Raw genomic sequence first — 19,169 nt, 5'->3', positions numbered from 1 at the left:
GATGCACCAGGACCGCAGGCCCCGGCGCGCGCTCCGCACGCCCGTAGCCGTAGCCGCATCCGTAGCCGTATCCGCCCTGGCCCTGGCCCTGGCCGCCGGCGGTCCGGCCGCGGCCGGAACCGCCGCGCCGCACCCTCCGTACGCACTGCGCCTCGACGGCGCGGGGGAGTGCACCTTCCCCATGAAGAAGCAGATCGAGGACCGCCCCTGGGCCCTGCAGCGGCTGCTCCTCGACGAGCTCTGGGCGCAGACCAAGGGCAAGGACAGCAACGGCGCGAGCGTCCGCGTGGCCGTCATCGACACCGGCGTGGACCGGGCGAACCCGCAGCTCAGCGGCGCCCTCGACGTCGGTGCGGGCAAGGACCTCGTCGACCCCAAGGGCGGCGACGGCACGACCGACACCGTCGGCCACGGCACCAAGGTCGCCGGGCTGATCGCGGCCCGCCCCCAGGCGGGCACGGGCTTCGTCGGCCTGGCCCCCGACGCCACCGTCATCCCCATCCGGCAGAACGACGGGCAGGGCAAGGGCAACGCCCTCACCCTGAGCCAGGCGATCGACCACGCGGTGGCCAAGGGCGCCCAGGTCATCAACATCTCGCAGGACACCGACGTCCAGCTGTCCGCGGACTCCGAACTCGGCAAGTCCGTCCAGAAGGCGGTGGCGGCCGACATCGTGGTCGTCGCCTCGGCGGGCAACGACGGCATGAGCGGGCAGAAGCGCAAGACCTATCCGGCCGCCTTCCCCGGGGTCCTCGCCGTGGGTGCCTCGGACCGCAACAACGAGCGCGCGGCCTTCTCCCAGCCCGGCGACTTCATCGGGGTCGCCGCTCCGGGGGTGGACATGGTCTCCACCGTCCCGGGCTTCGGCCAGTGCATCGACAACGGCACCAGCTTCTCCGCCCCCTACGTCGCCGGGGTCGCCGCCCTGCTGCGCGCCGAGCACCGGGACTGGTCCGCCCAGCAGATCGTCTGGCAGATCCAGAACACGGCGGAACGCTCCGTCAAGGGCCGTGACGACTACGTCGGTTGGGGGGTCGTCGACCCCGTCCGCGCCCTCAGCCAGGACCAGCAGCCCCCGAAGGCCCCCGTCCCGGACCCGGGCCCGCCCCCGGCGGCGGCGCCGCAGGCAGCCCCCCTCCGGCTCACCGAAACCGCCCAGGAACGACAGGAGCGGTACGGCACGTACGCTCTCGGTATCGGCGCCGTGCTGATCGCCGTCATCGCGGGTACGGCGACGGTCGTCCGGGACGCGCGCAGCCGCCGGCGCCGTTTGCAGTGAACAGTCACAGTTCGTCCACGGAAGCGGCCCACCGGTGTTGGGACCGCTCCGTGAACGCAATAGAGTGACACCAGGCTTCACGAGTGTGATCGGGGGATCGCGTGAAGCGGAGGGGGATGGTCCGCAGTGCGTGACTCGCATCCGCGCCGGACGCGCCCGCCCCGCTGCGCAATCCGCCGGTTCTGCCGGCGAATTGAGAAGTGAGGAGCTTCGATGAGCACGAACACCTTCGGACTTGCGGACGATCCGGTCGTCCAGGCGAAGAACAAGATCCAGGAGACGGGCAGCGCCGTCTCCAAGCAGGCCCGAGAGCTGGCCGACATCATCGCCACCGTGAGCGCCGGCTGGACCGGTGTGGGCGCCTCGGGCTTCATCACGGCCCAGACGACGCTCAACGACAGCCACGACGAGATCCGCCGCCTCCTCGGCGTCCTGCACAACGCCGTGGCGCAGACCAAGAACCTCAGCAACGCGCAGGACGAGGAGGTGCGGGCCGCGTTCAAGAACGCCGTCCAGCCGACGACGTCCGGCTCCGGCCCGCGTTCGGGCCTCGACGGCATCTGATCGACGCCCCCACATCCATTCGGCCGCAGCGAGAAGGAGAAGAACATGACGGCGAACGACGGGACCCGGGTCCGGTACGAGACCGTTCAGCAGATGGCGGACCGCATCCGGGTCGTCTCCGGGAACATCCTGAAGGACCTGGCCGAGATGGAGCAGGCCGTGAAGGTCGTCACGGACACCTGGGACGGTGAGGCGCACCAGGAGTACCTCACCCTCCAGAAGAAGTACAAGGCCAAGGCCGACACCATGCACGCGGAGCTCGAGAAGGTCGCCAAGCTCATCGAGCGCGGCAAGGACGACTACCGGGCCACGGACAAGCGGGCCTCGACCCTCTTCACCGAGGCCTACTGAGACCTGCGGGCCCCAGGCCCGACACGCCGAAGGGGCGCACCCGCAGCGGGTGCGCCCCTTCGGCGTGTCGGGCCGCCCCTCAGGGCTGTTGGCGGTCCAGATCGAACTCGCCGTCCCTGGCGCCGAGTACGAAGGCCTCCCACTCGGCGGCCGTGTAGCGCAGGACCGTCTCGCGGTCCAGCGAGGAGCGCATCGCCACCGCCCCCTCGGGAAGCCGCGCGATCTCCACCCGCTCCTCGTCCGGGCTGGTCCCCGGCGGCCCCTCCCACTCCACGCCGCTGATGTCGAGCGCGTACAGCTCGTCCTTCTCCTGCTGGGTGCCCATGGGCGGCCTTTCCCTCGGTGGCGCGGTCTTCCCCGCCGATTATCGGGGAGCCGCCGCCGGCCGGGACGGGATTCCCCCCGATCCGGCCTCCGCCCGCCGCTCCCCGGACCTCACATGCCGCCCGGCATCCGGCCCAGCTGGACCAGCGACGTACCCCGCCGGCGCGAGGCGAAGTAGCCCCGGCCCGGCGGCATCGGGCGCGGCCGGACGGTGCCGACCAGATCGCCCTCGGCCGGATCGCCGGACAGGACGACGCCCTGCGCGCCCAGCTCCTTGATCCGCTGCATGAACGACTCGTACATGGAGCGGGAGGCACCGGCCGAGCTGCGCGCGATGATGAAGCGCACCCCCGTGTCACGGGCGAAGGGCAGGTACTCCACCAGCGGTGCCAGCGGATTGCCCTGGCTCGTGGACACCAGGTCGAAGTCGTCGATGATGATGAACACGTCCGGGCCCGTCCACCAGCTGCGGTCCCGCAGCTGCTGCGGAGTGACGTCCGCCGGAGGCTGCCGCCGGGAGAACACCCCGCCCAGCGCCTCCATGTGCATCTGCAGGGAGCTCGCCATCGGCGCGTACTCCAGCAGGTGCTCCTCCGGCAGCGCCCCGAGCAGGGTCCGCCGGTAGTCGCCCACCACCAGCCGTGCCTGGTCCGGGGTGTACCGCTCCGCGATCTGCTTGGCGATCAGCCGCAGCAGGTTCGTCTTGCCCGACTCGCTCTCGCCGAAGACGAGGAGGAAGGGGTCGGTCTCGAAGTCGACGAACACCGGCTCCAGGTCGGTCTCGTCGATGCCGATCGCGATCCCGCGCTCGGGGAACTCCCCGCCCTTGGGCAGCTGGTCGGAGTGGAGCAGCCGCGGCAGCAGCCGCACGCCCGGAGCCGCCGGCCCCGCCCAGTTCTGCCGGACCGCCTCCACGAAGGCGGCCGTGGCCTCCGAGAGGTCACCGGCCTCGTGCGAGCCGTCGACCCGCGGCAGCGCCCCCAGGAAGTGCAGCTTCTCCGCCACCTGACCGCGGCCCGGCATCCCCGTGGGGACGTTCGCCGCGACCTTCCGGTCGAACTCCGAGTCCATGGTGTCGCCGAGCCGCAGCTCCAGCCGGCTGAGCATCTGGTCCTTCAGCGCCGCCCGGACCTCCATGTACCGGCCCGCGGTGATCACCACGTGGATGCCGTAGCCCAGACCCCGCGCGGCGATGTCCGTGACGACCTGCTCCAGGACCTCGTACTCGCCGCGGAAGTTGCCCCAGCCGTCCACGACCAGGAACACGTCGCCCCACGGCTCGTGCGGCAGATCGCCCGCCGCCCGCCGGCGCCGGTAGGTGGCGATCGAGTCGATGCCGTTCGCGCGGAAGAACTCCTCGCGGCGGTTGAGGATGCCCCCCACCTCCGCGACCGTCCGCCGCACCCGCTCCGGGTCCAGACGCGAGGCGATGCCGCCCACGTGCGGCAGGTCGGCGACCGCCGACAGACTGCCACCGCCGAAGTCCAGCCCGTAGAACTGCACCTCGCGCGGGGTGTGCGTCAGCGCGAAGGAGGAGATCAGCGTCCGCATCAGCGTCGACTTGCCCGACTGCGGGCCGCCGACCACCATCATGTGGCCCGCCGCGCCGGAGAAGTCCCGGTACAGCACCTCGCGCCGCTGCTCGAACGGCTTGTCGATCAGGCCGAGCGGCACGATCAGCCCGCCCGGCCGCGTGTAGCCCTCCGCGTGCAGCCCGCGCTCCGCGCTCGGCGCCAGCGCCGGCAGCAGCTGGTCCAGCGGCGGGGCCTGGTCGAGCGGCGGCAGCCACACCTGGTGCGCCGGCACCCCCTGCCCCTCCAGCCGGCCCACGATCACGTCCAGCACGGTGTCCGCGAGCGCGTCGTCCTCGCGCCCCGACCGCGCCGCCAGGTACGCCGGGTCCGGCGCCGCGTACACCACCGGCACAGGCGCCGCCGTGAACAGCGCGGGCCGCCGCTCCACCGGGAACTGCCCCACCGAGAGGTCCGGCCCGCCCGAGCGGTAGGTGCCCGAGACGTACGCCGCCTTGAAGCGCACCATCTCGTCCGTACCGAACTTCAGATAGCCCGAACCGGGCACCGACGGCAGGTGGTAGGCGTCGGGCACGCCGATCGCCGTCCGCGACTCCGCCGCCGAGAAGGTCCGCAGACCGATCCGGTACGACAGGTACGTGTCCAGGCCGCGCAGCTTGCCCTCCTCCAGCCGCTGCGACGCCAGCAGCAGGTGCACGCCCAGCGAACGGCCGATGCGGCCGATCTGGATGAACATGTCGATGAAGTCGGGCTTCGCCGTCAGCAGCTCGCTGAACTCGTCGATGACCAGCACCAGCGAAGCCAGCGGCTCCAGCGGGGCGCCCGCCGCACGGGCCTTCTCGTAGTCGTGGATGTTGGCGTAGTTGCCCGCCGAACGCAGCAGCTCCTGACGGCGCTGCAGCTCGCCGCGGATCGAGTCGCCCATGCGGTCCACGAGCGTCAGGTCGTCCGCCAGGTTCGTGATGACCGCCGCGACGTGCGGCATCTGGCCCATGCCCGTGAAGGTCGCACCGCCCTTGAAGTCGGCCAGCACGAAGTTCAGCGTCTCCGAGGTGTGCGTGACCGCCAGGCCCAGCACCAGCGTGCGCAGCAGCTCCGACTTGCCCGAACCGGTCGCACCCACGCACAGGCCGTGCGGGCCCATGCCCTCCTGCGCGGCCTCCTTCAGGTCCAGCATGACCGGGCCGCCGTCCTCGCCGACACCGATCGGCACGCGCAGCCGCTCACCGGCGGACCGCGGCCGCCAGGTCCGCGCCACGTCCACCGAGGCCGCGTCGCCCAGGTTCAGCAGGTCCGTGAAGTCCAGGTTCGCCAGCAGCGGCTCGTCGTCGTCCCCGCCACCCGTGCGCAGCGGCGCCAGCTGCCGCGCGAGCGCCTCCGCCGCGGGCAGCGACAGGGTGTCCGGCACACCCTCGTAGGCGACCCCGCCCCCCGATTCCAGGCGCAGCCGGCCCGGCCGCACCACGACCGACAGGCCGCCGCGCGGCTCGTCCAGCTCGCCCGCGACCACCTCGACGATCGTGACGCCCTGCAGGCCCTCTGCCGCGGCGAACACCGAGTCCGGGGGCACCATGCCGCCGTCCAGCACCACCACCAGGTGCGGCTGGTCCAGCACGGGGGAGACGTCACGGCTGAACCGCGGCCGCCCCTCCAGCCGGGACGCCAACATCCCCTCCAGCTCGGCGAGGTCGTCGCCGAACAGCCGCTTCGTACCGGCCCCGTCGACCTGCCCGGGGAGCTGCGCGTGCGGCAGCCACTTCGTCCAGTCCCACGAGGGCACCGCACCGGGCGCGGCCACCACGGCCACCATCAGGTCCTCGGGGGAGTGCAGCGTCGCCAGCTGCGCGACCAGCGCCCGCGCCGCACCGCGCGCCGACTCCGGCTCCCCGGACACCGCCACGTGGTAGAAGGCGCGCATCGACACCGCCATCGGCAGCCCGTCCAGCGAGGAGTGCACCTTCAGGAAGCGCTGCATCGCGCCCGCCGTCAGCGGCTCCAGCTCGTCCACCGGCGCCGTCTCGGGAGCCACCAGCGGCGTCGCCAGACGCTGCGCACCCAGCCCCAGCCGGGCCTGGCCGAAGTCGGGATCGCCGACCCGCCGCTCCCACAGCCGCGAACCGTCCGCCACCACCGACCACAACTGCTCCGGAGACGGGTGCAGGTACAGCTGCGCGTCGCGCTGCGCCCGCGCGGTCCTGCGCACCTGACGGCGCGTCTGCGCGAGGTACTTGAGGTAGTCCCGGCGCACATCGGCCATTTGCCCCTGCGTACCGCGCCGGTGGCGCACCAGCTGCGCCACGACCATGGCCACCGTCGAGGCCAGCATCAGCACACCCATGATGCGCATGAAGGGGGCCGCGCCCGGCATGAAGAAGAAGACGACGGAGGAGCCCATGCCGAGCATCGGCAGGAGCTGCATCAGCATGCCCTCCTGCTGCCCGCGCGGGAGTTCGGGAGGAGCCTCCAGCCTCAGCTCCTCCGAAGGAACCTCGGGCGGCAGGGACCGCGGCGGGCGTTTGACGACGATCTGGCTCACCGGAGCATCAATCCCTCGAAAACGGACGGGACGTCGCAACCGGCGCCCCCAAGTCCCGGGCGCGCAAGGGGTATCCCCAGCGCGACGGTGATCCTACTTGCCGACTGTCTCTCATACGCCCGGTAGGGTGTCGCGCGCAGCATGCGCATCCGCGAATCGAGCACGGGCGCGGACACCAACCGAGGGGGTCACGCAGGTGAGTACGGCCGGCACGACGGGTTTCTGCAGGGTCACCGTCGTGGCCCCCGACAGCCGCATCGACGTCGCCCTCCCCGAGGACATCGCCGTCGCCGACGTCTACCCCGAGCTGCTGCGCCTCACCGGACAGACCCAGCCCGTCGGCGCCCCGACCGGCTTCCACCTCGTACGCCGATCCGGGACCGTCCTTGACGGCGCCCGCACCCTCGCCGCCCAGCAGGTCCTCGACGGCGAGGTGCTCAGCCTGCGCCCCTTCGCCGAATCCCTGCCGCCGGCCGTCTTCGACGACGTCTCCGACGCCGTCGCCTCCGCGGTCGTCCGCGACCGGCACCGCTGGAGCGACGACATGCTGCGCGGCGCGGGCCTCGCCGGCTCCGCCGTGCTCCTCGTCATGCTGGGCTTCGTCCTCTGGTACGCCGACCCCGTCCGCCACGACATGCACGGCCTGCCCGGGATCATCGCGGGCGCCGTCGGGGTCCTGCTCACTGCCGTCGCCGGGGTGCGCGCCCGCGTCTACCGCGACCGCCTCTCCGCCGTGGCCCTCGGCCTCGGCGCCCTCCCGCACCTGCTGATCGCCGGATCCGGGATCATCGGCCCCGCCGTCGGCGACGGCCCCGGCCGCCTCCAGTTCCTCCTCGGCTGCGTCTGCGCCCTCGTCGCCTCCGTCGCCCTGGTCGCGCTCACCCCCAGCGGCGACGCCCCCTTCGTCGCGGCCACCTTCGTCGCCGCCACCGGCACCCTCGCCACCTTCGCCGCGATCGCCACCGAGGCCTCCGCCACCTACACCGCCGCCGTCTGCGCGCCCGTCGCCATCGGCCTCGTCGCCTTCCTGCCCGGCCTCTCCGCGCGCTTCGCCCGCCTGCCCATCGGCTACGCGGCCCCGCAGAGCGCCGTCGAGGACTACCAGACCCCGGACCGCTACGAGACCGAGCCGTACGGTGACCAGGCCGGCGCGGACCAGCACGAGCAGGGCGCCCCCCTCGACGCCGAGGCGATCGCCGCCCAGGCCCGCCGCGGCCACGAGATGCTGCTCGGCCTGGTCGGCGGCTGCGCCGCGGTCGCCGTCGGCGCCGCCGCCGTCCTCGGCTTCTCCGACAACACCTGGGGCCGCCTCCTGGCCCTGGCCACCGGGCTCGCCATGCTGCTGCGCGCCCGCCTCTTCCGCTACACCTCCCAGGTGGTGTGCGCCCTGACCGCCGGCCTCGCCGCCGTCGCGCTGCTGATCCTCGGCCTGTCCCTGCACCCGCCGCAGGCCCTGCTCGAAGCCCTCGTCGTGGAACAGGACCGCAGCGGCCTGGACCTCCGTACGATCTGGCTCACCGCCGCCGTCGCCGCCGGCGCGGCCCTCCTCGCGGGAATTGCGCTTGTCATCCCCCGCAAGGGCCTGTCACCCTTCTGGGGAAGGCTGCTCGACCTCACCGAGGCGGCGGTCCTGCTCAGCCTGGTGCCCCTGACCCTGGCCGTGCTCGACGTCTACGCCCGGGCCCGCGCTCTCACCAGCTGAGACGGGGCGGAGCGGCAGCCTGGTACGCTGTGTGACGGCCGTTTGTGTACGCGTCCCCCGGACCCCCTTCGAAGGGTCTGTGGACTGCGCTCAGCGGACCCCGCCTCCCGAGTAACGGAAGCTCCCCAGAGACTCAGACCTGGGGCACTCGGTGGCAACGAAGACCTAAACGAGGAGTACGCGTGCCGCTCGACGCCGCTACGAAGAAGCAGATCATCACCGAGTTCGGTGCCAAGGAGGGCGACACCGGCTCCCCCGAGGTCCAGGTTGCGATGCTCTCCCGCCGCATCTCGGACCTGACCGAGCACCTCAAGACCCACAAGCACGACCACCACTCCCGTCGTGGTCTGCTGATCCTGGTCGGCCAGCGTCGCCGCCTGCTGCAGTACCTGGCCAAGAAGGACATCCAGCGCTTCCGTACGCTGGTCGAGCGCCTCGGCATCCGCCGCGGTGCGGCCGGCGCCAAGTAAGACGCCGTGAAGGGAGCGGTTCCCACATCCGGGGGCCGCTCCCTTTGCTGTACGTGCGGTACGGACCGGTCCCTTTGTAGTCTGGAACGGACGCACGTGTACGTCCGACGACGAGACGTGCACAACTGAAGAGGAGGAGCGCCCTCCCACGCCGCCGGTCCTCGGTAGTGGCACCCGGAATGCCCCAGGGGGCAACGAACCGGATGCTTCGATCGAAGACCGGCCCGCACGCCAGGAGCGCTTCTCCGCAACCGTCCACCGCCACACGGGCGGCGGACGGAGACGACGAAAATGGAGAAAACGCTAGTGGAGAACGAGACCCACTACGCCGAGGCCGTCATTGACAACGGTTCCTTCGGCACCCGCACCATCCGCTTCGAGACGGGCCGTCTGGCCCGCCAGGCCGCCGGCTCCGCCGTTGCCTACCTGGACGACGACACGATGGTGCTGTCCGCCACCACCGCGTCGAAGAAGCCCAAGGACCAGCTCGACTTCTTCCCCCTGACGGTGGACGTCGAGGAGCGGCAGTACGCGGCCGGCAAGATCCCCGGCTCCTTCTTCCGTCGTGAGGGCCGGCCCTCCGAGGACGCGATCCTCACCTGCCGCCTGATCGACCGCCCGCTGCGCCCGTCCTTCAAGAAGGGCCTGCGCAACGAGATCCAGGTCGTCGCCACCGTCATGGCGCTCAACCCGGACCACCTGTACGACGTCATCGCGATCAACGCCGCGTCCGCGTCCACCCAGCTCGCCGGCCTGCCCTTCTCCGGCCCGATCGGCGGCGTCCGCGTCGCGCTGATCCGCGGCCAGTGGGTGGCGTTCCCGACGCACACCGAGCTCGAGGACGCCGTCTTCGACATGGTCGTCGCGGGTCGCACCCTCGAGGACGGCGACGTCGCGATCATGATGGTCGAGGCCGAGGCCACCGAGAAGACCATCGCCCTCGTCAAGGGCGGCGCCGAGGCGCCGACCGAGGAGATCGTCGCCGCGGGCCTCGAGGCCGCGAAGCCGTTCATCAAGGTCCTCTGCAAGGCCCAGGCCGACCTCGCCGCCAAGGCCGCGAAGCCCGAGGGCGAGTTCCCGGTCTTCCTGGACTACCAGGACGACGTGTACGAGGCCCTCGCGGCCGCCGTCAAGGGCGAGCTCTCCCAGGCGCTGACCATCGCGGGCAAGCAGGACCGCGAGGCCGAGCTGGACCGCGTCAAGGAGATCGCCGCCGAGAAGCTCCTCCCGGCCTTCGAAGGCCGCGAGAAGGAGATCTCCGCCGCGTACCGCAGCCTGACCAAGGCCCTGGTCCGCGAGCGCGTCATCAAGGACAAGGTCCGCATCGACGGCCGCGGGATCACGGACATCCGTACCCTCGCCGCCGAGGTCGAGGCCATCCCGCGCGTGCACGGCTCGGCGCTGTTCGAGCGTGGCGAGACCCAGATCCTGGGCGTCACCACCCTCAACATGCTCCGCATGGAGCAGCAGCTGGACACCCTCTCCCCGGTGACCCGCAAGCGCTACATGCACAACTACAACTTCCCGCCGTACTCCGTCGGCGAGACCGGCCGCGTCGGTTCGCCGAAGCGCCGCGAGATCGGCCACGGCGCGCTCGCCGAGCGCGCGATCGTGCCGGTCCTGCCGACCCGCGAGGAGTTCCCCTACGCGATCCGCCAGGTGTCCGAGGCCCTCGGCTCCAACGGTTCGACGTCCATGGGCTCGGTCTGCGCCTCCACCATGTCGCTGCTGAACGCCGGTGTGCCCCTCAAGGCCCCCGTCGCCGGTATCGCCATGGGCCTGATCTCCCAGGAGATCGACGGCAAGACCCACTACGTCGCCCTCACCGACATCCTCGGTGCGGAGGACGCCTTCGGCGACATGGACTTCAAGGTCGCCGGCACCAAGGAGTTCGTCACCGCGCTCCAGCTGGACACCAAGCTGGACGGCATCCCGGCCTCCGTCCTGGCCGCGGCCCTCAAGCAGGCCCGCGACGCCCGCCTCCACATCCTCGACGTGATGATGGAAGCGATCGACACGCCGGACGCCATGTCCCCGTTCGCCCCGCGGATCATCACCGTCAAGATCCCCGTGGACAAGATCGGTGAGGTCATCGGCCCCAAGGGCAAGATGATCAACCAGATCCAGGAGGACACCGGCGCCGAGATCACGATCGAGGACGACGGCACCATCTACATCGGTGCCGCCGACGGCCCGGCCGCCGAGGCCGCCCGCGCCACGATCAACTCGATCGCCAACCCGACCATGCCGGAGGTCGGCGAGCGCTACCTGGGTACGGTCGTCAAGACCACCACCTTCGGTGCCTTCGTCTCCCTCATGCCCGGCAAGGACGGCCTGCTGCACATCTCGCAGATCCGCAAGCTCGCCGGTGGCAAGCGCGTGGAGAACGTCGAGGACGTGCTCGCGGTCGGCACCAAGGTCCAGGTCGAGATCGCCGAGATCGACCAGCGCGGCAAGCTCTCCCTGATCCCCGTGATCGAGGGCGAGGCCGCCGCCGACGAGGCTGACAAGGACGACTCCGACAAGTGACGTCGCGTAGTTCCCGTGTGACGGCCCGCCCCTCTTCGGAGGGGCGGGCCGTCGCCCGTACCCAAACCCTGCTCAAGGGCAGCAACGGCATCGGCACCGTCCGCCGCACCGTCCTGCCCGGCGGACTGCGCGTCGTCACCGAGACGCTGCCCTCCGTCCGCTCCGCCACCTTCGGCATCTGGGCGCACGTCGGCTCCCGCGACGAGACGCCCACGCTGAACGGCGCCACGCACTACCTGGAGCACCTCCTCTTCAAGGGCACGCGCAAGCGCAGCGCCCTCGACATCTCCTCCGCGATCGACGCGGTCGGCGGCGAGATGAACGCCTTCACGGCGAAGGAGTACACCTGCTACTACGCGCGGGTGCTCGACACCGACCTGCCGCTCGCCATCGACGTGGTTTGCGACATGCTCACCGGCTCGCTGATCCGCGAGGAGGACGTCGACGCCGAGCGCGGGGTCATCCTCGAAGAGATCGCGATGACCGAGGACGACCCGGGCGACATGGTTCACGACCTGTTCGCCCAGACCATGTACGGGGACACCCCGCTGGGCCGCCCCGTCCTCGGTACCGTCGACACGATCAACGCCCTCGGCGCCGACCGGATCCGCCGCTTCTACAAGAAGCACTACGACCCCACCCACCTGGTCGTGGCCGCCGCCGGCAACGTCGACCACAACAAGGTCGTCCGCCAGGTTCGCGCCGCCTTCGAGCAGGCCGGCGCCCTGACCCGCACCGACGCCGAGCCGATCGGCCCGCGCGCCGGCACCAAGCGCATCCGCACCTCCGGCCGCGTCGACCTGGTGAGCCGCAAGACCGAGCAGGCCCACGTGGTCCTCGGCATGCCCGGCCTCGCCCGCACCGACGAGCGCCGCTGGGCGCTGGGCGTACTGAACACCGCCCTCGGCGGCGGCATGTCCTCCCGCCTCTTCCAGGAGGTCCGCGAGAAGCGGGGCCTGGCCTACAGCGTGTACTCGTACACCTCGGGCTTCGCCGATACCGGCCTCTTCGGCGTCTACGCGGGCTGCCGGCCCAACCAGGTGCACGACGTGCTCCGGATCTGCCGCGACGAGCTCGACAAGGTCGCGACGGAAGGCCTCGCGGACGACGAGATCAAGCGGGCCATCGGCCAGCTCTCCGGATCCACCGTCCTCGGCCTGGAGGACACCGGCGCGCTCATGAACCGCATCGGCAAGAGCGAGCTGTGCTGGGGCGACCAGATGTCGGTCGACGACATGCTGGCGCAGATCGCCGCGGTGACCCCGGACGACGTCCGCTCGGTCGCACAGGATGTACTGGCCCAGCGGCCCTCGCTGGCGGTGATCGGCCCGCTGAAGGAGAAGCAGGCCGCCCGCCTCGACGAGGTCGTCGCCTAGATCCGTACGTAGGTAAGGAAGTAGCAACTATGAGCAAGCTGCGCGTGGCAGTCCTCGGCGCCCGGGGCCGCATCGGATCCGAGGCGGTCCGGGCGATCGAGGCCGCGGAGGACATGGAGCTGGTCGCGGCGCTCGGCCGGGGCGACAAGCTGGAGACGCTGGCCGAGGCCGGCGCCCAGGTCGCGGTCGAGCTGACCACCCCCGCCTCGGTGATGGAGAACCTCGAGTTCCTCGTCGGCCACGGCATCCACGGCGTGGTCGGCACCACCGGCTGGACCGAGGACCGCCTCGCGCAGCTGGACGCGTGGCTCGCCGCTTCCCCGAAGACCGGTGTGCTCATCGCACCCAACTTCTCCATCGGCGCCGTCCTCACCATGAAGTTCGCCGCCCAGGCCGCCCGCTACTTCGAGTCCGTCGAGGTCGTCGAGCTGCACCACCCCAACAAGGTCGACGCCCCCTCCGGCACCGCGACCCGTACCGCGCAGCTCATCGCGGCCGCCCGCGCCGAGGCCGGCCTCGGCGCGCAGCCCGACGCCACCGCCACCGCGCTCGACGGCGCCCGCGGCGCCGACGTCGACGGCGTTCCGGTCCACGCCATCCGCCTGCGCGGCCTGCTCGCCCACCAGGAGGTCCTCCTCGGCGGCGAGGGCGAGACCCTGACCATCCGTCACGACTCCCTGCACCACAGCAGCTTCATGCCGGGCATCCTGCTCGGCGCGCGCCGCGTGACGCAGACCCCGGGCCTCACGTTCGGCCTGGAAAACTTCCTCGACCTGGGCTGACCGGACTGATTCACGATGCGCGCGAAGATCACGTACTTCATCACGGCCGCCGTCCTGGTCGTCTACTTCGTCCTGGTCGGCAGCCGGGGCCTGCTGCTGATCCAGCAGGGCACCTGGCTCACCGTCACCTTCGGGGTGGCCGTGCTGATCATGCCGCTCATCGGCATCTGGTTCCTGTGGAAGAACACGCAGTTCGTCACGCGGGCCAACCAGCTCGCCGGTGAGCTGGAGGCCGAGGGCGGACTGCCCGTGGACGAGCTGGAGCGCGACCAGTACGGCCGCATCCTGCGGGACTCGGCCGACGAGGTCTTCGCACGCCGCAAGGCCGAGACCGAGGACGCGCCGGGGGACTGGCGCAGCTGGTTCCGGCTCGCCGTCGCCTACCACGACGCCCGGGACACCCCGCGGGCGCGCAAGGCCATGCAGCGGGCGATCGCCCTGCACGACAAGAAGCCCGTGCAGGTCTGACACCTGTACGGGCTCCACGCGGCGCGTCCCGTCGTACCCCGGGACCCGGGTGTCAGGCGGGCACGGGCCGGTACTCCTCGGCCCAGGCCTCGACCGTGTCCGCGGCCCGGTCGAAGGCCTCGGCCCGCGACAGGAAATCGGCGCTGTGGTCGGTCAGCAGCACCGGCTGCTCCTCGGCGCCCCGGGCGGACACCGTCAGCGCCTGCCCCTGGACGGTCCTCGGCAGCCCGAGCCAGCGCACCGGCTGCTGCACCGTGCGGATCTCGGTGACCTCGTTCCACGCGATCGTCCGGGTCACGAAGAAGCCGACCCTGCGCAGACCCGCGGGGCTGACCCAGACGCCGACGCGCAGCATCTGCAGTGCAGACGCGAGGACGGCGAGGGCGGCGACCAGACAGGCGCCCGCTCCGGCCCAGCCCCCGCCGGCGAAGGCGACGATCATGGTGGCCAGCAGCATGAAGGCGGACAGCAGGAGCAGCACCGCGGAGATGGCCACGCGCCAGGGGCCGGGCCGGTAGGGCCGCCGCCAGCGGTCTTCGTCGGCGTGGGCCAGGACCTCGTCGACATCGTCATCCGCGTCGGATGCGCCGTCGGCCGTCAGGAAGGGCAGGGGCACGGCTGGACCTCACTCACATGCACGTTCGGTTGGGCTGTGCCCGTGAGGCTACCGCCCCTCGGACGCGGTCGACTGCTGCGACTTCTCCGGGGCCTTGTTCGGCTGCAGTGCGGGTATGCCGAAGAGCAACGAGCCGGCGAGCCCCGCGACCACGGTCAGCCCGACCAGACTACGGGCGGCCAACTGGGCCTTGCCCAGACGCTCGCGCGGCGGTGGAGTGACATTGCTGCGGAATCGGTCGGCCTCGGCGACGAAGGCGAACGGAACGGGTTCGCGCCGGCGAAACATGAGAGCGAATCTCCTCGGGCTCGATGCGGGTGCGTTCTGCTCTGTAGGACGTACGGGCCGCCCAATCGGTGCCGGATTTCGGGACATTAACCAAAATTCATGGCTGTGTGTCAGCTGTGCGGATGCCCCGGCGGCAGGTGAGCATGCGCGGGGACGCGTGAGGGGCGCCGTAGAGTGGGCGCGCCCCAGGACGCACGTTTGGAAGGACCCCCGGTGAGCGAGACCGCCGCTTCAGATCTGAAACCCAGCTTCCGCAGCGACGTGACGGTGGAGCTGGTGAAGCACTCCGCCGCCGACTCCGACGTACTGTGGGCGGCCCGCGTCTCCACGGCCGGCGAGCAGTCCCTGGAGGAGCTCCAGAAGGACCCGGAGCGTTCCAAGGGCCTCATCAACTACCTGATGCGGGACCGTCACGGCAGCCCCTTCGAGCACAACTCGATGACCTTCTTCATCAGCGCCCCGATCTTCGTCTTCCGGGAGTTCATGCGGCACCGCGTGGGCTGGTCCTACAACGAGGAATCGGGCCGCTACAGGGAGCTCGAGCCGGTCTTCTACGTCCCGGACGCCGAGCGCAAGCTCGTCCAGGAGGGCCGTCCCGGCAAGTACGTCTTCGTCGAGGGCACCCGGGCGCAGCAGGAGCTGACCGCCCGCGTCATGGAGGACTCGTACGTACAGGCGTACGAGGCCTACCAGGAGATGCTGGCCGCGGGCGTGGCCCGGGAGGTGGCCCGTTCGGTCCTGCCGGTCGGCCTCTTCTCCTCGATGTACGCGACCTGCAACGCGCGCTCGCTGATGCACTTCCTCGGCCTGCGCACGCAGCACGAGCTCGCGGCCGTCCCGTCCTTCCCCCAGCGGGAGATCGAGATGGTCGGCGAGAAGATGGAGCAGCACTGGGCCGGGCTCATGCCGCTGACGTACGCGGCGTACAACAGCAACGGTCGCGTTGCCCCGTAAGGGTCGATACACCCATGGCGTACTGATGTACGGAGTCAAGTCCGAAGTGTCCGTATTGCGACGTTTCGTAAAGTTCATCTAGGCTGATCAAACGGACCCGGCACTGCTTGAACCCCCGAGCAGGCAGTGCCGGCGTCCAACACCCCGTTGACGTCCCCCGAGGGGACACCGCGAGCATGGCAGCGAGTAGCGTGTTACCCATGGCTCCGATCTCGACTCCGCAGACCCCCTTCGGGCGGGTCCTCACCGCCATGATCACGCCGTTTACGGCGGATGGCGCACTCGACCTCGACGGCGCGCAGCAGCTCGCCGTCCACCTGGTGGACGCAGGCAACGACGGCCTGATCATCAACGGCACCACCGGTGAGTCGCCCACCACCACCGACGCGGAGAAAAACGACCTCGTACGAGCCGTCCTCGAGGCCGTCGGAGACCGCGCCCACGTGGTCGCCGGCATCGGCACCAACGACACCCGCCACACCCTGGAGCTGGCCCGCGAGGCCGAGCGCACCGGCGCCCACGGCCTGCTCGCGGTCACCCCGTACTACAGCAAGCCGCCGCAGGAAGGCCTCTACCGGCACTTCACGGCGATCGCCGACGCGACCGAGCTGCCGGTCATGCTGTACGACATCCCCGGCCGCAGCGGTGTCCCGATCGAGACCGAAACCCTGGTCCGGCTGGCGGAGCACCCCCGTATCGTGGCCAACAAGGACGCCAAGGGCGACCTCGGCCGCGCGAGCTGGGCGATCGCGCGCAGCGGCCTGGCCTGGTACTCCGGCGACGACATGCTGAACCTGCCGCTCCTGTCGGTCGGCGCCGTCGGCTTCGTCTCCGTCGTCGGCCACGTGGTCACGCCCGACCTGCGCGCGATGCTGGAGGCCCACCTCGCCGGCGACGTCCAGAAGGCCGCCGAGATCCACCAGAAGCTGCTGCCCGTCTACACCGGCATGTTCCGCACGCAGGGTGTGATGACCACCAAGGGCGCGCTGAACCTCCAGGGCCTGCCCGCCGGCCCGCTGCGGCTCCCGCTGATCGAACTGAGCGACGAAGAGACGGCTCAGCTCAAGATCGATCTTGCTGCGGGCGGGGTACAGCTCTGACAACAGACTTCACAACTGAATAAGCACCGCCGAACAAATACAGAGCAGACAACAGCAAGTGCACGAATGACATGCGCGCCACGTGCCTTCCGGGTACGTGGCGCGCGTGGTGAAGGAGAAACTTTTGAGCCATCCGCATCCGGAACTCGGTCCGCCGCCGAAGCTGCCCAAGGGCGGCCTCAGGGTCACCCCCCTGGGTGGCCTCGGTGAGATCGGCCGCAACATGACCGTCTTCGAGTACGACGGCCGCCTGCTGATCGTCGACTGCGGTGTCCTCTTCCCCGAGGAGGAGCAGCCGGGCATCGACCTGATCCTGCCGGACTTCTCGTCCATCCGGGACCGCCTCGACGACATCGAGGGCATCGTCCTCACGCACGGCCACGAGGACCACATCGGCGCCGTTCCGTACCTCCTGCGGGAGAAGCCGGACATCCCGCTGATCGGCTCCAAGCTGACGCTGGCCCTCATCGAGGCCAAGCTGCAGGAGCACCGCATCCGCCCTTACACCCTCGAGGTGAAGGAAGGGGAGCGCGAGGGCCTCGGCCCCTTCGACTGCGAGTTCATCGCGGTCAACCACTCCATCCCGGACGCGCTGGCCGTCGCGATCCGCACCGGCGCCGGCCTGGTCGTCGCCACCGGCGACTTCAAGATGGACCAGCTCCCGCTGGACAAGCGCCTCACGGACCTGCACGCCTTCGCGCGCCTGAGCGAGGAGGGCATCGACCTCCTGCTCTCCGACTCGACGAACGCCGAGGTCCCGGGCTTCGTCCCGCCGGAGCGCGAGATCTCCACGGTCCTGCGAAACGTCTTCGCCAACGCCCACCACCGGATCATCGTGGCCAGCTTCGCCAGCCACGTGCACCGCATCCAGCAGATCCTCGACGCCGCCCACGAGTACGGCCGCCGGGTCGCCTTCGTCGGCCGCTCGATGGTCCGCAACATGGGCATCGCCCGCGACCTGGGCTACCTCCGGGTCCCGGCCGGTCTCGTCGTGGACGTCAAGACGCTCGACGACCTGCCTCCCGAGGAGGTCGTGCTGGTCTGCACCGGTTCGCAGGGCGAGCCGATGGCGGCGCTCTCCCGCATGGCGAACCGCGACCACCAGATCCGGATCGTCCCCGGCGACACCGTCATCCTGGCGTCGTCCCTGATCCCGGGCAACGAGAACGCGGTCTACCGCGTGATCAACGGCCTGACCCGCTGGGGCGCCAACGTCGTGCACAAGGGCAACGCCAAGGTGCACGTCTCCGGCCACGCCTCGGCAGGCGAGCTGCTGTACTTCTACAACATCTGCAAGCCGCGCAACCTGATGCCGGTCCACGGCGAATGGCGCCACCTGCGCGCCAACGCCGAGCTCGGCGCCCTGACGGGCGTCCCCAAGGACCGGATCGTCATCGCCGAGGACGGGGTGGTCGTCGACCTGATCGACGGCAAGGCCCGGATCTCCGGAAAGGTGCAGGCCGGCTACGTGTACGTGGACGGCCTCTCGGTCGGCGACGTCACCGAGTCCTCGCTCAAGGACCGCCGGATCCTCGGCGACGAGGGCATCATCTCGGTCTACGTCGTCGTGGACAGCACCACCGGCAAGGTGGTCAGCGGCCCGAACATCCAGGCCCGCGGTTCCGGCATCGACGACGCGGCCTTCGGTCCCGTCGTCACGAAGATCGAGGAAGCCATCGCCCGCGCCGCGGCCGACGGCGTCGCCGAGCCGCACCAGATCCAGCAGCTCATCCGCCGCACGATGGGCAAGTGGGTCTCGGACAGCTACCGCCGGCGCCCGATGATCCTCCCGGTCGTCGTCGAGGTCTGATCGGGACCTCGCCGTAGCGCCGTCACCGGAGCGGGGCAACCGGATTTGCATCCGGGGGCCCCGCTCCAGTACGTTTACGTCTCCACCCCGCAAGAACCCCCGGCACACACGTGTGTCCGGGTCGAGTCGTGCGGGCGGGTGGGAATCAGACCCGGGGAGACCTGATAAAGTCTGATCCGCCCGAAAGGGAAAGGCCCTCCAACGGCCACCGAATTCAAATCCGAACCGGCAACGGCAAGGAAATGGTCTGGTAAGGTTGGAATCGCCGGAAAGGGAAACGCGAAAGCGAAAACCTGGAAAGCGCCGAGGAAGTCGGACACGAAAGAGTCTGATAGAGTCGGAAACGCAAGAACACAGCAGGACAGTAGAACGAAAGCCCGGAGGAAAGCCCGAGAGGGTGAGTACAAAGGAAGCGTCCGTTCCTTGAGAACTCAACAGCGTGCCAAAAATCAACGCCAGAAGTTGATACCCCGTCCACTTCGGTGGAT

General features: G+C 70.4%; 16 protein-coding genes. 12 read left to right on the top strand and 4 right to left on the bottom strand.

From position 1 onward, the window contains the following. Position 1: 1 nt before the first annotated feature. From mycP to AB0O53_RS13415, 3 genes are all read left to right on the top strand, one after another. Positions 2-1,279: a type VII secretion-associated serine protease mycosin gene (gene mycP / locus AB0O53_RS13425; protein ID WP_365195250.1), complete on the top strand. Its 1,278-nt coding sequence runs from the start codon at positions 2-4 to the stop codon at positions 1,277-1,279. Between the two features lie 213 nt (positions 1,280-1,492). Continuing rightward, positions 1,493-1,843, top strand: coding sequence for a WXG100 family type VII secretion target (locus AB0O53_RS13420; RefSeq protein WP_350987654.1), 351 nt, complete (start codon positions 1,493-1,495; stop codon positions 1,841-1,843). 45 nt (positions 1,844-1,888) lie between these two features. Then, the gene (locus AB0O53_RS13415; protein ID WP_136234496.1) at positions 1,889-2,194 is read left to right on the top strand and encodes a WXG100 family type VII secretion target; all 306 of its coding nucleotides are present in this window, start codon (positions 1,889-1,891) and stop codon (positions 2,192-2,194) included. 79 nt (positions 2,195-2,273) lie between these two features. Here AB0O53_RS13415 and AB0O53_RS13410 read toward each other — a convergent pair whose 3' ends face one another. Continuing rightward, positions 2,274-2,519 (bottom strand): DUF397 domain-containing protein, encoded by a 246-nt coding sequence (locus AB0O53_RS13410; RefSeq protein ID WP_350987653.1) that lies wholly within the window; start codon positions 2,517-2,519, stop codon positions 2,274-2,276. 110 nt (positions 2,520-2,629) lie between these two features. Next, positions 2,630-6,586 (bottom strand): type VII secretion protein EccCa, encoded by a 3,957-nt coding sequence (gene eccCa / locus AB0O53_RS13405; RefSeq protein ID WP_365195248.1) that lies wholly within the window; start codon positions 6,584-6,586, stop codon positions 2,630-2,632. A 196-nt stretch (positions 6,587-6,782) separates the two neighbouring features. Here eccCa and eccD point away from each other — a divergent pair, with 196 nt between their 5' ends. From eccD to AB0O53_RS13375, 6 genes are all read left to right on the top strand, one after another. After that, complete coding sequence (gene eccD, locus AB0O53_RS13400) at positions 6,783-8,288, top strand: type VII secretion integral membrane protein EccD (protein ID WP_350987651.1); 1,506 nt, start codon at positions 6,783-6,785, stop codon at positions 8,286-8,288. A 182-nt stretch (positions 8,289-8,470) separates the two neighbouring features. Next, on the top strand, positions 8,471-8,758 hold the full coding sequence (gene rpsO, locus AB0O53_RS13395) for a 30S ribosomal protein S15 (RefSeq protein WP_030011220.1): 288 nt from the start codon (positions 8,471-8,473) through the stop codon (positions 8,756-8,758). A gap of 306 nt (positions 8,759-9,064) precedes the next feature. Next, a complete protein-coding gene (locus AB0O53_RS13390; protein WP_350988368.1) occupies positions 9,065-11,287 on the top strand; it encodes a polyribonucleotide nucleotidyltransferase in 2,223 nt (740 codons plus the stop codon). Continuing rightward, a complete protein-coding gene (locus AB0O53_RS13385; protein ID WP_365195244.1) occupies positions 11,284-12,663 on the top strand; it encodes a M16 family metallopeptidase in 1,380 nt (459 codons plus the stop codon). The genes AB0O53_RS13390 and AB0O53_RS13385 overlap by 4 nt, the downstream gene beginning before the upstream one ends. Before the next feature lie 29 nt (positions 12,664-12,692). Further along, on the top strand, positions 12,693-13,445 hold the full coding sequence (gene dapB, locus AB0O53_RS13380) for a 4-hydroxy-tetrahydrodipicolinate reductase (protein ID WP_350987649.1): 753 nt from the start codon (positions 12,693-12,695) through the stop codon (positions 13,443-13,445). A 15-nt stretch (positions 13,446-13,460) separates the two neighbouring features. Continuing rightward, positions 13,461-13,913, top strand: coding sequence for a tetratricopeptide repeat protein (locus AB0O53_RS13375; protein WP_359128325.1), 453 nt, complete (start codon positions 13,461-13,463; stop codon positions 13,911-13,913). 52 nt (positions 13,914-13,965) lie between these two features. Here AB0O53_RS13375 and AB0O53_RS13370 read toward each other — a convergent pair whose 3' ends face one another. Further along, positions 13,966-14,529, bottom strand: a complete 564-nt coding sequence (locus AB0O53_RS13370; RefSeq protein ID WP_350987647.1) for an SCO5741 family PH domain-containing membrane protein — start codon at positions 14,527-14,529, stop codon at positions 13,966-13,968. A 48-nt stretch (positions 14,530-14,577) separates the two neighbouring features. Next, positions 14,578-14,817, bottom strand: coding sequence for a hypothetical protein (locus AB0O53_RS13365; protein WP_030651221.1), 240 nt, complete (start codon positions 14,815-14,817; stop codon positions 14,578-14,580). 213 nt (positions 14,818-15,030) lie between these two features. On the opposite strand from AB0O53_RS13365, the gene thyX reads away from it, so the two are divergent. The 3 genes from thyX to AB0O53_RS13350 all read left to right on the top strand — a co-directional run bounded on the left by thyX (position 15,031) and on the right by AB0O53_RS13350 (position 18,681). Further along, complete coding sequence (gene thyX, locus AB0O53_RS13360) at positions 15,031-15,771, top strand: FAD-dependent thymidylate synthase (RefSeq protein WP_365195240.1); 741 nt, start codon at positions 15,031-15,033, stop codon at positions 15,769-15,771. A 200-nt stretch (positions 15,772-15,971) separates the two neighbouring features. Then, the gene (gene dapA, locus AB0O53_RS13355; protein WP_350987645.1) at positions 15,972-16,871 is read left to right on the top strand and encodes a 4-hydroxy-tetrahydrodipicolinate synthase; all 900 of its coding nucleotides are present in this window, start codon (positions 15,972-15,974) and stop codon (positions 16,869-16,871) included. Between the two features lie 124 nt (positions 16,872-16,995). Next, positions 16,996-18,681 carry a ribonuclease J gene (locus tag AB0O53_RS13350; RefSeq protein WP_350987644.1) on the top strand — a complete coding sequence of 562 codons (1,686 nt, stop codon included), beginning with the start codon at positions 16,996-16,998 and terminating at the stop codon, positions 18,679-18,681. The last annotated feature ends 488 nt before the right edge of the window (positions 18,682-19,169 follow it).

Source organism: Streptomyces erythrochromogenes, from assembly GCF_040684695.1.
Lineage (GTDB): Bacteria > Actinomycetota > Actinomycetes > Streptomycetales > Streptomycetaceae > Streptomyces > Streptomyces erythrochromogenes_C.
The sequence above is the reverse complement of the archived record's forward strand: the minus strand, read 5'-3'. Positions and strand labels throughout refer to the sequence as shown.

What these genes read in the sequence shown, in the direction of transcription:
- mycP (WP_365195250.1), top strand. Translation starts at nt 2, where the DNA reads ATGCACCAGGACCGCAGGCCCCGGCGCGCGCTCCGCACGCCCGTAGCC.
- AB0O53_RS13420 (WP_350987654.1), top strand. Translation starts at nt 1,493, where the DNA reads ATGAGCACGAACACCTTCGGACTTGCGGACGATCCGGTCGTCCAGGCG.
- AB0O53_RS13415 (WP_136234496.1), top strand. Translation starts at nt 1,889, where the DNA reads ATGACGGCGAACGACGGGACCCGGGTCCGGTACGAGACCGTTCAGCAG.
- AB0O53_RS13410 (WP_350987653.1), bottom strand. Translation starts at nt 2,519, where the DNA reads ATGGGCACCCAGCAGGAGAAGGACGAGCTGTACGCGCTCGACATCAGC.
- dapB (WP_350987649.1), top strand. Translation starts at nt 12,693, where the DNA reads ATGAGCAAGCTGCGCGTGGCAGTCCTCGGCGCCCGGGGCCGCATCGGA.
- AB0O53_RS13375 (WP_359128325.1), top strand. Translation starts at nt 13,461, where the DNA reads ATGCGCGCGAAGATCACGTACTTCATCACGGCCGCCGTCCTGGTCGTC.
- AB0O53_RS13365 (WP_030651221.1), bottom strand. Translation starts at nt 14,817, where the DNA reads ATGTTTCGCCGGCGCGAACCCGTTCCGTTCGCCTTCGTCGCCGAGGCC.
- dapA (WP_350987645.1), top strand. Translation starts at nt 15,972, where the DNA reads ATGGCTCCGATCTCGACTCCGCAGACCCCCTTCGGGCGGGTCCTCACC.